Source organism: Pseudomonas sp. yb_5 (genome assembly GCF_043103865.1).
In the GTDB taxonomy this organism is placed as follows: Bacteria; Pseudomonadota; Gammaproteobacteria; order Pseudomonadales; family Pseudomonadaceae; genus Aquipseudomonas; species Aquipseudomonas putida_Y.
On sequence record NZ_JBICKE010000090.1, the window covers coordinates 17,525 to 28,751 of the forward strand.

An 11,227-nucleotide genomic window follows, 5' to 3' on the forward strand; every position below is an offset into this window, starting at 1 on the left:
TTTGTGACTGTTGAATGGCAAGCCGCGCAGTAGAGCTTTTTGCCTGTGCCATCAGCCGCTGAGCCGGAACCCTGAAACGGTTCCAGCCTCATCGCAAACGCTTGAATGTGGCGATAGCCCCTGCAAAGCAGCACAAGGAACAAGAACCGGGCCACTGCAGGCGATCAACCAATACTGGCGAGATCTGCATCACCGGCATCCCCACAGCGGTTGCGGCATGCACATTCGAACTCGGCTTGGGCACGGGTGGAAAAGTTCAGGCTCAGACGCATCTTGTCTTGCGTGTCATAGAGGTCATACCCCTCCCCCAGTGCGGCGGGAAAGCCAAGCCGCCGAGGATAAGCCTCTTTCTTGGGTGGCACTGCGGGAACCACAACGAAGCGTGTTTGCATGATCATCCCCTTCGGCAGTGCTTAAGTATTAGTACTGCTATGTGAAAGCATCAAGATGACTCATGCAATATTTTGGGTCAGTCGCCTATTTTCGCTGCGATGAGTGAGCAGAAGCCCAGCAGGCAGATGACCCCAATGCCATAGAACAACGTTCTCCATGGCTGCAGGCCCCGCAGATAGGCCAGCGTGTGCAGGACCCTGGCAACCGTGAACACCGTACTCAGCCACAGCACCGGCAGCGTGGCTGCCTCCAGCGCGACAGCCAGCCCGCCGAGGGCAAAGAACATGGGGATGTTCTCCAGATCGTTGGCCCATACCTTGGCAGCACGTATCACCTGCGGGCGTTCAACGGCCTGGGCGACGCGCCTGAACACGGCAGCGTCCTCCGGGTTGGTGAACGCGACAAAGCGCAAGCGGTGATAGCCCTGATAGCAGGAAACCAGGAACATCTTGAGGGACAGCACCACCACGCACAGCGCATAGACCTGCAGAGCACCGCTCATGGCTGGCCCCCCTCGGCAACGCCTCTGGTCACCAGGTTACGCAAGCCCATAGGGCTCTCCTTGATAGGGTTTACCGGCACAGTAGTGATAGGGTTGCTTGCACTCAATGACCCGTGAGGTCATGGACATTGCACTCAAGGACGATCAGGGCAACGCATGAATCATCATCTGTTCCATCGCAGCACCCCTGCCCCGCACATCTCAGCGGGCCAGCATCTTCGCGAACTGCGCCGTCAGGCCAACCTCAGCCAGCTGGAACTGGCGCTGCTGACAGGGCTGTCGCAGCGTCATCTGAGCTGTGTGGAAACAGGACGCGCCAAAGCCAGCCCAGGCACCTTGCATGCCCTCCTGTCGGCCCTGGATACGCCGTTGGAGCGGTGCAATGAAGTGTTCGTTGCTGCTGGATACGCGCCCCGCTATGCCGCCACGCCACTCGATGCGCCTGAACTGGCCTTGGTGAATACTGCCATCGAGCATATTCTGCAGGTGAACAACCCCGCTCCGGCGATCGTCATCGACAGCAGCTGGGACGTCATCGCCGCCAACACCAGTACCGGGCTGCTGCTGGCGATGGCCGGTGTCAGCGCACAGCCGGCGACCGGCCTCAACCTGCTGCAGACACTGCTGTGCCCCGGTGGTCTGGGTGATCACCTGGTCAACGCGCCGGAAATCCGCGCTGCAGCCTGGCACCGCGCATCCAGGGAGGCCGCAGGCAATCCGGCACTGGCAGCGCACTTGCGCGACTTGCCGGCCCCGGCAAGCCCGTGCCAGACGGCGACAGCCACCCCCTTGTTGCTGACCCGCGTGAACACCCCGTATGGCGAGCTGAGGTTCCTGTCCACGTTCACCACCTTCGGTATGCCGCTGGATGTCACCGTGCAATCACTGCGCATCGAACACCTGATCCCCGCCGACGCACAGACCCGGCAAAGAATGCAGGCAGCGTTCGAGCAATGGTCGGCCGTTACTGCCTGAACGTCAGGGTCTGGCTGCGCCTGGTTGCGTGCTGTTGCCGGCATGATCCGCCGCCGCACCGACACTCCATTGACCCAAATCAAGCCCTCGCGCCGGGTTCGCGCGACGATGGCTGCACGCAAGGAACGACTCAAGTACCGCCAGGCGCACTGTGCTCAAGGTTTACCGCTTGATCACGGTGCGCAACCTTGGACAAGGAGCCCCACATGAACCCGCTGAAACACATACTGGTTGCCACCGACCTTTCCCCACACGCCCGCAACGCAGCTGAGCGCGCTGCCTACCTGAGCGATGCGCAGCAGGCCTCGCTGGACCTGCTCTACGTTGCCAACCCGGCCCCCTTCGAGCGCCTCAAACAGTTGATGACGCCTGATGACGACCTGTTGAAACGCGTACTGGAGAGCGCAGGCGAAAAAACCCGCGCACTGGCAGCCATGCTGTTCCAGCGCTACGGCATCTCCGCTGGCGTGCAGGTTGCCAGCGGCTCGGTGATCACGGAGATCAACCGGGTGGCGCAGGACAAGCACAGCGACCTGCTGGTGTGTGGCGCCAGGGGCCAGAGCGTGGCGCGGCGCCTGCTGCTGGGGTCAACCGTGCAGAAAATGCTCAACCACATGCCCTGCCCTTTGCTCGTGGTCAAGCCGGCCCCGCGTGATGCCTACCGCACCGTGCTGGTGCCAGTCGATTTTTCGCCCGTTTCACTGCGCGCCATCAAACTGGCCAAGGCCCTTGCCCCGCAAGCAGAGATCATTCTGCTGCATGTGTACGAAGCGCCATTCGAAGCCAGCGTGCGCTTCGCCCATATCGACCACGGCACCCTCACCCAGTACCGCAATGTCATCCGCAAGGATGCAGAAGCACAACTCGCGGCGTTGAGTGAGGCTGCCGGCATGGCCGATGCACGGCAGGTCCTGGTGCACGGTAACCCGGGCTGGTGCATTGTCGAGCAGGAGCAGGAGCTGGAGTGCGACCTGATTGTGGTCGGCAAGCAGGGGGCAAGCGCGCTGGAGGAGCTGCTGGTGGGCAGCGTCACCAAGCATGTGCTGAACGAATCACTGTGTGATGTGCTGGTGGCGCCATAGGCGGCATGAGCACGCTGCAGTGCCGCCTCTTGCACCTGTCCGGGTCAAGCACAAGCGCCCTTGGCTAGCCTGACGGCGCGCGGGTTAGGGAAGAAAGGCCCCCGCCCATAGCATTCGCAAGCGGGACGCCATTGCTCAGAGCAGCCGCTCTACGCAAGGCGTTTCATCGATTGCACTGATGATTACTATCGAGCGGCCTGCCTGTCGGCCAGGCAAGGCCGTCTCTACAATCGCCTGCAAATCCCCCCGCTCTTGCGCCTGCTACAGGCGAGATCCCTCATGGAACCTAACCCATGCCAAGCAACAGCCAGGCCCCCCGCGGCCTTCCCGAACACAATCAACAGAGTGTCACCCAGCAATGGCTGGCAATCCTCTCAGTAGCCGTGGGTGCGTTCGCCCTGGTCACCAGTGAGTTCCTCCCGGTGGGGGTGCTGAACGATGTGGCCAGCGACCTTGGCATCAGTGCAGGCCTTGCCGGCCTGATGGTGACCTTGCCCGGCATCATGGCTGCGTTGGCCGCCCCGTTGATTTCCGTAGGCGTCGGCGCGCTGGACCGGCGCTACCTGCTGATCGGCCTGACGCTGATCATGATCATCGCCAACGCCATCGTGGCCTACGCCGGCGACTTCAGCCTGCTGTTGGCCGGCCGGGTGCTACTGGGTATCAGTATTGGCGGCTTCTGGGCCACAGCCATCGCCCTCAGCGGCCGCCTGGCACCTGAAGGGATGGGCGTAGCCAAAGCCAACTCCATCATCATGGCGGGCGTAACCCTGGCGACGGTAGTGGGCGTGCCTGTGGGCACGTGGCTGAGTGGCCTGATGGGCTGGCGCATGACTTTCCTGGTCACTGCACTGGTAGGCGTACCGGTGCTGCTGGCACAGGTATTCCTGCTGCCGCGGCTGATGCCGGAAAAGGCCATCCGCATCCGCGACCTGCCGGCGTTGTTCATCAACCCGCAAGCACGGGTCGGCTTGATCGCCGTATTGCTGATCGGCCTGGCACACTTTGCTGCGTACACCTATGTCGCACCGTTTTTCAAACAGAATGCCGGCTTTGACGGGCCTACGATCGGTTCATTGTTGCTGCTGTATGGCGTGGCCGGCTTCATGGGTAACATCTTCGCCGGCTTTGCAGCCAACCGCAGCGTGCGGCATACGCTGATGCTGGTCGCGCTCATGATCGCAGTCAGCACCGCCCTGTTCCCACACTTCGCCACCGGCATGACGGGAGCCGCGATGCTGATCGCACTGTGGGGCTTTGCCTTCGGTGCGTTCCCGGCTTGCGCCAATATCTGGATGTTTGTCGTGGCGCCCAAGGATGTCGAGCGTGGCATGCCACTGTTCGTGGCCATGTTCCAGGTGATCATTGCCGTGGGGTCGTTCTTCGGCGGGCAAGTCGTAGACCACATGGGCACTGCGGTGCTGCTGAGCCTGGCCACAGCGCTGGTGGGCTGTGGCTTTGTCACCGTGCTGGTGCTGGGGCGCAACGTCAGCAACGATCTGGCAGTGCAGCCAGGCTGAGCAGCCGCCCAGGGCGGCTGCTCAATGCTTGAGGCCGTGAAACCGAGGCGCCTGCTTCGCGGGCAAGCCCGCTGCCACAGGTACCGTACGGCCCCAGGCGCTTGCATTAGCTGCAATCGCCCCGCTCAGGCTGACGTGGTTGCCTGGCGCAAATCACCTGAACCTCGGCACCACGGGCCCTGGCCAGCAGCTCCTCGGTGTCATCCCCCCCGGGCAAGGCAAGCAACAAGTCAGGGCGGCTGTCATTGAGCATGAACAGGTTGCGCAGGCGTTCGGCCTGCTTGCCGTGCAACTGCCAGTTTGGCGGGTAACGCACCAGATCGGCGCCATGCTCGCGTGCCCAACTTTCGATTTCCCCGCCAAGGAACTGGCTGCCACCGTGGATCAACACCCGGATCGGCCGCTGGCGCTGGACGTCGTCCAAGGCCTGCCGGCAGCGCCGGGTGTCGGCGTAGTTGCGTCCTGCACAGATCAGCACTCGCATGGTCGGATCTCCTTGAATGGCTCAAAACCACTGGCCGAAACGGCGGATATAGAGGGTCTTTATGGCCTGGGCGACCACGCAGTAGCCCAGCAGGGTAGCGACCAGCCAAGGGAAGTACTCCCACGGCAGCGGCACCAGGCCAACCATCGCGCCCACAGGGGAAAACGGGATATAGATACCCAATGCCATGACCAGCCCCGTTGCCAATATCACTGGCAATGCAGCGGTGCTCTGGAAGAACGGCACCTTGCGAGTGCGCAGCATGTGCACTACCAGCGTCTGTGACAGCAAGCCCTCGATGAACCAGCCAGACTGGAACAGCGCCTGCATTTCGACGCTGTTGGCGGCGAACACGTACCACATCAGGGCGAACGTGGTGATGTCGAAGATCGACGACGTAGGACCTATCCACAACATGAATCGGCCGATGTTGCGGGCATCCCATTTGCGTGGCTTGCTGAGGAACTCCTTGTCCATGCGGTCCCAGGGCAACGACAGCTGGGAAAAGTCGTACATCAGATTCTGTAGCAACAAGTGAATCGCCAGCATCGGCAGGAACGGAATGAACGCACTGGCCACCAGGACCGAGAACACGTTGCCGAAGTTGGAGCTGGCAGTCATGCACAGGTACTTCATGATGTTGCCGAAGGTTTCGCGGCCTTTGAGCACGCCCTCCTCGAGCACCATCAGGCTCTTTTCCAGCAAAATGATGTCGGCTGATTCTTTGGCGATGTCGGTGCCGCTGTCCACCGAGATACCGACGTCAGCATCGCGCAGGGCGGCGGCGTCGTTGATGCCGTCGCCAAGGAAGCCCACGGTGTGACCATTGGCCTGCAGGGCCTTGAGCACCCGTGATTTCTGCAGCGGGGTGAGCTTGGCGAAGACGGTGCGCTCCTCCACCTGAAGCTTCAGGGTGGTGTCGTCCATGCCCTCGATGTCCTGGCCGAGCAAGGGCTGGCCTGGCGCCAGGCCCACTTCACGGCAGACCTTGGACGTGACCACCGGGTTGTCGCCGGTCAGTACCTTTACCTGCACGCCCATGTCGCGCAAGGCGGCGATGGCCGGGCCGGCAGTTTCCTTGGGCGGGTCGAGGAAGGTCAGCATGCCCTGGATGACCAGATCGCGCTCATCTTCGGTGTGATACTGCGCCTTGCCTTCGGCCGCCGGGATCTCCCGGGTGGCAACCACCAGCACGCGGAAGCCGTCCTGGTTGAAGGCATCGACCCTGGCCATCAGCTGCTGGCGACGGCACGGATCAAGGGCAACGACCTTGTCGCCTTCCTGCACATGGGTGGCGATGGCGAGCATCTCCTCGACCGCCCCTTTGCTTACCAGCAGGTGATCGCCCAAGGCATTCTTCACCACCACTGACAGGCGGCGGCGGATGAAGTCGAACGGCAGTTCGTCGACCTTTGCGTAGGCGTAAGGCGCCTGGAACTGGCGATCCTGGCTGGCGAAATGCAGCACGGCCTGGTCCATCAGGTTGCGGATGCCGCTTTGGTGATGGCTGTTGAGCCAGGCCAGTTTGAGGATGTGCTTGTCGGTTTGGCCGTCGAAGCGCACATGGTGCTCGAGGATGATCCGGTCCTGGGTGAGCGTGCCGGTCTTGTCGGTGCACAGTACATCCATGGAGCCCAGGTTCTGGATGGCGTTCAGGCGTTTGACCACCACCTTGCGCCGGGCCATGGCCACGGCGCCCTTGGCCAGGTTGGCGCTGACGATCATCGGCAGCATTTCCGGGGTCAGGCCCACTGCCACGGCAAGCGCGAAGAGGAAGGCATCACCCCAGTCGCCTTTCACCACACCGTTGATCATGAACACCACCGGCACCATCACCAGCATGAAGCGGATCAGCAGGCTGCTGACGCTGTTCACGCCGCGGTCAAACGCGGTCTGACTGCGCGAACCGGCAATGGCCTTGGCCAGCGAGCCAAAATAGGTGCGTCGGCCGGTGGCGACCACCACGGCGCGGGCGCGGCCACTGACCACATTGGTACCCATGAAGCAGATGTTCGGCAACTCGAGCAGGTTGTCCTGGCGGGCGCCATGCTCGGCGGCGGACTTCTGCGCGACATTGCCCAAGGTGTCGTACTTTTCGACCGGCAACGCTTCGCCAGTGAGCACGGCCTGGCTGATAAACAGGTCACGCGCTTCGAGCAGGCGGATATCGGCGGGAATCATGTCACCTGCAGAAAGCTGCACGATGTCGCCGGCCACCAGTTCGTCCATGGGCACTTCGCGCAGGCGCGGGGCTTGCCCGATCTGCTCGCGGCGCAACACAGTGGCGGTAGTGCGCACCATTGCCTTGAGCGCGTCGGCAGCCTTGTTCGAGCGGTACTCCTGCCAGAAGCGCAGCAGGCTGCTGAGGCTGACCATGGTCATGATGATGATGACCTTGGTCAGGTCGGCGTCGTCGGCTTCGCCTGCGCTGAGCGGCAGCCAGTAGTCGGTGACGAAGCTGATCCCGGCCAGGGTCAGTAGTACATAGATGAACGGGTTATGCAGGGCCTTGAGCAACTGCACCAAGGCGTGGGGTTGCGGGCCGTGGGCGACCTGGTTGGCCCCATCGCGCGCCAGGCGCTTGGCGGCTTCGTGCTCGGTCAGGCCCTGATCGCTGGCATCGAGATTGGCGAGGGTGACCGCCAGGCCATTGCGCGCTTCACGGGCGGCGCGGGTGGACAGGCGGGTTTCGCGTTCGGCCTTGGCCGATAAGGTGTTACGGTGTTTGACAGTCATGTTGCTGTGCTCCTGCCGCTGCGGCGGCACGACACACAGACGTTTCACTCAGGCGGTGAACGAAGGCATGTCGGGTCGCTGAATAATGCTGGTTCTTTCCGACAGTTGTCTGTCCGCTGCCGAGAGTCGGAAGTTGTTTCGGCAGCGAACTTTCTACTCGCGCAATCCATGGTTTAATTCCTTTTCATAAACACAGGGCAATAGTCATCCCGCGAACTTTTAACGTGAAAAGCTCGAGCATAAAGATACCGCTCAATATCTTTTATTCAGTGAGAAGTGCGGGGGCTCAAGCGTGCATGAAGACGCGCCAGCACCCCGCAACTACTTGGGGGGTCCTGGTGGTGGTCAAGATAGCCGTGCAGACGCAGCGGCCAGGCGCGGGCCTGCCGCGGCGCAAGGCACGCAGGCTGGCGATGTGAAACGAATGAAGTGAGGTTCATGAGCTTGCCTCCAACCGGCCAACACCGGCGGCGGCAAGTCACGGGGAGCATCAGGCTCTGGCGCGGCTTGCCCGACCGGGGTGTCGGGACCGGTGTTCCGGTTCAAGTGCCTGACCGGGCCATACGGCAGGGGTCAGACAGCGACTAGATACTGTGTCCATTGAATTCTTCAGTGAAGGGAAAAAAGGCCCCGCGCTCGGGGCGGTCGAACTTTATTCAAGCGTAGTATCGAAGTCAACCCGCAAGGGGAACTTTGAATAAGTTTAACCTTATCTTAATGTTCCACGCAGGCGCAGCGGCTCAAACCTTGAACCGCCCCACCAACGCCGTCATCTCCCCCACCAGCCCCGACAACGCCTTGCTCGCCTCGCTGGTCTGCTGCGCACCTGCCGCGGAATGGTTCGACAGTTCGCGGATGTTCAGCAAGTTGCGGTCTACTTCCCGCGCCACCTGAGCCTGCTCTTCGGCCGCACTGGCAATGACCAGATTGCGCTCGTTGATTTCGCCGATCGCACTGTAGATGCCCTCCAGCACTTGCCCCGAGGCCAGGGTCACGTCCAGTGTCGACTGGGCGCGGTTGGTGCTGGCCTGCATGGAAGCCACCGCAGCTTCGGTCCCCGCCTGCACGCTGCCGATCATCTGCTCGATTTCCTGGGTCGATTGTTGCGTGCGGTAGGCCAGTGTGCGCACCTCATCCGCCACCACCGCAAAGCCGCGCCCGGCCTCACCGGCACGGGCCGCCTCGATGGCAGCATTGAGCGCCAGCAGGTTGGTCTGCTCGGACACCGAGCGGATCACTTCCAGCACCTTGCCGATGTCCCGCACCTGCCCCACCAACTGCTGCAGGTGCGCACTGCTGGTCTGGATTTCGCGGGTCATGGCTTCGGTGCCGTCAATGTTTTCACTGACTTGCCGGCGGCTTTGCGCGGCCAGCTGGTTGGACTCACTGGTGGTTTGCGAGGTGGTGATCGCGTTGCGCGCAACCTCCTCCACTGCCGTGGTCATTTCGGTCACGGCAGTCGCGGCCTGCTCCAGCTCCTGCCCCTGCTGACGCAGGTTATTGGCGCTTTCCTCGGTGACCGCGTTCAACGCCGTGGCGGCGGCATCCAGCTGCCGGGCACAGTTGTTGATCTGCCCAAGGGTGTCGCGCTGGCTCTGCTGCATGCGCTGCAGTTCATGGAACAGTTGACCGATCTCGTTGTTACCCTGCCCTTGCACCGGCACACTCAGGTCGCCACTGGCAATGCGCCGGAAATGCCCACCGGCTTCACGCAGGGGGTGCAACACACGCTGGGCAATGAAGGCCCAGCACAGCACCGCCAGCACCATGGTCACGCCCAACAGGCACAGGCTCAGCAATTGCGCCCTGGCCAGACGCCGATCGGACTCGAGCATGATCTGCTGGCCTCGCTCGCTCAGTGTGCCCACCAGTTGCTGGCGCAGGGTTTGCAGCCGCGCCATGGCATTACCGGCATCGCTATTGACCTTGAAATACTGCTCCAGCGAACGCTGGCGAGTCGCTTCACGCTGCCCGGCTACCGCCTTGGCGTATTCGGCAAAGGTTGCCTGCAGCTCGGTTGCCAACCCGCGAAGGGCCGGTTCGCGGGCGTTTTCGACAAATTCGTCGACCAGCGCCTGGCTCTTGTTGTTCAGTTCCACCGACAGCGCCATGCGCTTGCCTGCACTCTCGTCATGGCCACCCAACTGCTCGACAAAGCCCGAAGACACATTGGCGCTGGAGCGAATCGCCATCAGCAACGCATTGTTCAACCGGTCCGACTGGTGCGCAGTCTGGTCCAGTTCAGTGATCTGCTGGTCGCTACCCAAGGCAGCCCACCAGGCACTGGCGGTCGAAAACAGCAGGGTCAGGCTGAACAGCGACAACACCCAGAACATTCCGGTGCGAATTTTCAGGTTTGCAAGCATGCGGGCAGTACTCCTTGTTGGCACCACTTCTGATCGATGATTCGAGGGTGGGTGTGCTGCTATCGGAGGTACTGGCGCAGGCTTGAGGCGCCGCGATGCGGTTATGTGCGGTAACCGAACGGAATGCGTTGAGGCCAACCTCAGCGGCTGAGGAAGTCCACTACCGCCTCGGCGAACGCCTGCGGTTGATCCAGCATGATGAAGTGGAAGCTGCCATCGATACGCTTGAAGCTGACACCTCGCGCCCCGGCATAGGCCTTAGCGAAGGTTGCGTCAACGCTGGCAGCGGGTATGCCATACATGGAGTCATAGGCATACACGACCTCCAGCGGTGCCTGGATATCGCCAAGTTCGGGACGCAGGTCGGTGATCATCAGTTCATGGGTGGCATCGGCTACTGCCTGGCGGTCCGAGCGCAGCGCCGCATCAACCAGTGCAGGCCTGACCGCTGCCGTCTTGGCCAACCGGTCGATGGCCGCGCGCTGCATGGCCTCGGTCTGCGCTGCCGGGGCCGCCAACATCGCGCCACGCACTGTGCCAGCCTGCGCTGCGGCCGTTTCAGCAGTTGCCGTGGGATCGATCAGTAACGTGTAGAACGGCAGCGCATCGACAACCATCAGCCGCCCTACCCGCTCGGGGTGGCGTGCGCCTAGCATCAGCGCGACTTCACCGCCCAGCGAATGGCCAATGATGGCTGGCGCCTCAAGGTGCTGGCTGCGGATATAATCTGCAACCGCCTCAGCAACGGGAGCGGCCACGCGACCGTCTACAGAAGGCACGGCAGGCGAGCCGGCAAAACCCGCAACCTGCACCAGATGCAGGCGGTACTGCTGGCGCAGGGTAGTGGCGAGCCCCGCCCATACCTCACGTGATGAAGCCAGCCCAGGGATCAGGATAACGTCCGGCCCCGCGCCTTCGACCTGCACCGAAATGCGCTCACCAGGCGCTGGCACTGCCTGGCTCGGTGCTGCCAACGTTGAGGACAGCGACAAGCTGGCTCCTATTGCCGCAAGCAGGGTTAGTACGCGCATGTGTGCCACTCCTTTGACTTCAATCGGGAAAAGCCCGCCACTATAAGGCGCGCGGCAAGGCGTGGGAAAACTATCGTTTGCGACCCGGCGCGCTGCATCTGGGGTGGGGCGACGCCTACGACCCGCTGTTCCTGAGTG

At 62.3% G+C, this 11,227-nt stretch carries 9 protein-coding genes; 3 read left to right on the forward strand and 6 right to left on the reverse strand.

Features of this window, described 5'->3' with window-relative positions; genetic code table 11:
* Positions 1-164 precede the first annotated feature (164 nt).
* Together ACF8GF_RS15790 and ACF8GF_RS15795 are read right to left on the reverse strand one after the other, a co-directional pair.
* The gene (locus ACF8GF_RS15790) at positions 165-398 is read right to left on the reverse strand and encodes a hypothetical protein (RefSeq protein ID WP_176684120.1); all 234 of its coding nucleotides are present in this window, start codon (positions 396-398) and stop codon (positions 165-167) included.
* Positions 399-469: 71 nt separating this feature from the next.
* Positions 470-895 carry an MAPEG family protein gene (locus ACF8GF_RS15795; RefSeq protein ID WP_176684121.1) on the reverse strand — a complete coding sequence of 142 codons (426 nt, stop codon included), beginning with the start codon at positions 893-895 and terminating at the stop codon, positions 470-472.
* A 156-nt stretch (positions 896-1,051) separates the two neighbouring features.
* On the opposite strand from ACF8GF_RS15795, the gene ACF8GF_RS15800 reads away from it, so the two are divergent.
* The 3 genes from ACF8GF_RS15800 (at position 1,052) to ACF8GF_RS15810 (ending at position 4,472) form a co-directional block, all read left to right on the forward strand.
* On the forward strand, positions 1,052-1,870 hold the full coding sequence (locus ACF8GF_RS15800) for a helix-turn-helix domain-containing protein (RefSeq protein WP_392487522.1): 819 nt from the start codon (positions 1,052-1,054) through the stop codon (positions 1,868-1,870).
* A gap of 206 nt (positions 1,871-2,076) precedes the next feature.
* Positions 2,077-2,952: a universal stress protein gene (locus tag ACF8GF_RS15805; RefSeq protein ID WP_392461238.1), complete on the forward strand. Its 876-nt coding sequence runs from the start codon at positions 2,077-2,079 to the stop codon at positions 2,950-2,952.
* A gap of 293 nt (positions 2,953-3,245) precedes the next feature.
* On the forward strand, positions 3,246-4,472 hold the full coding sequence (locus ACF8GF_RS15810) for an MFS transporter (RefSeq protein ID WP_392487523.1): 1,227 nt from the start codon (positions 3,246-3,248) through the stop codon (positions 4,470-4,472).
* 106 nt (positions 4,473-4,578) lie between these two features.
* On the opposite strand, the gene ACF8GF_RS15815 is transcribed toward ACF8GF_RS15810, so the two are convergent.
* The 4 genes from ACF8GF_RS15815 to ACF8GF_RS15830 all read right to left on the reverse strand — a co-directional run bounded on the left by ACF8GF_RS15815 (position 4,579) and on the right by ACF8GF_RS15830 (position 11,089).
* On the reverse strand, positions 4,579-4,956 hold the full coding sequence (locus ACF8GF_RS15815; protein WP_392487524.1) for a DUF2493 domain-containing protein: 378 nt from the start codon (positions 4,954-4,956) through the stop codon (positions 4,579-4,581).
* A gap of 21 nt (positions 4,957-4,977) precedes the next feature.
* Positions 4,978-7,692, reverse strand: coding sequence for a magnesium-translocating P-type ATPase (gene mgtA, locus ACF8GF_RS15820; RefSeq protein WP_392487525.1), 2,715 nt, complete (start codon positions 7,690-7,692; stop codon positions 4,978-4,980).
* Positions 7,693-8,432: 740 nt separating this feature from the next.
* Positions 8,433-10,058, reverse strand: a complete 1,626-nt coding sequence (locus tag ACF8GF_RS15825) for a methyl-accepting chemotaxis protein (protein ID WP_392461236.1) — start codon at positions 10,056-10,058, stop codon at positions 8,433-8,435.
* A gap of 140 nt (positions 10,059-10,198) precedes the next feature.
* The gene (locus ACF8GF_RS15830; RefSeq protein WP_392461235.1) at positions 10,199-11,089 is read right to left on the reverse strand and encodes an alpha/beta fold hydrolase; all 891 of its coding nucleotides are present in this window, start codon (positions 11,087-11,089) and stop codon (positions 10,199-10,201) included.
* Positions 11,090-11,227 lie beyond the last annotated feature (138 nt).

Coding starts and splice junctions, on each gene's coding strand:
- ACF8GF_RS15790 (WP_176684120.1), bottom strand. CDS start 398: ATGATCATGCAAACACGCTTCGTTGTGGTTCCCGCAGTGCCACCCAAG.
- ACF8GF_RS15805 (WP_392461238.1), top strand. CDS start 2,077: ATGAACCCGCTGAAACACATACTGGTTGCCACCGACCTTTCCCCACAC.
- ACF8GF_RS15810 (WP_392487523.1), top strand. CDS start 3,246: ATGCCAAGCAACAGCCAGGCCCCCCGCGGCCTTCCCGAACACAATCAA.
- ACF8GF_RS15825 (WP_392461236.1), bottom strand. CDS start 10,058: ATGCTTGCAAACCTGAAAATTCGCACCGGAATGTTCTGGGTGTTGTCG.
- ACF8GF_RS15800 (WP_392487522.1), top strand. CDS start 1,052: ATGAATCATCATCTGTTCCATCGCAGCACCCCTGCCCCGCACATCTCA.
- ACF8GF_RS15815 (WP_392487524.1), bottom strand. CDS start 4,956: ATGCGAGTGCTGATCTGTGCAGGACGCAACTACGCCGACACCCGGCGC.
- ACF8GF_RS15795 (WP_176684121.1), bottom strand. CDS start 895: ATGAGCGGTGCTCTGCAGGTCTATGCGCTGTGCGTGGTGGTGCTGTCC.
- mgtA (WP_392487525.1), bottom strand. CDS start 7,692: ATGACTGTCAAACACCGTAACACCTTATCGGCCAAGGCCGAACGCGAA.
- ACF8GF_RS15830 (WP_392461235.1), bottom strand. CDS start 11,089: ATGCGCGTACTAACCCTGCTTGCGGCAATAGGAGCCAGCTTGTCGCTG.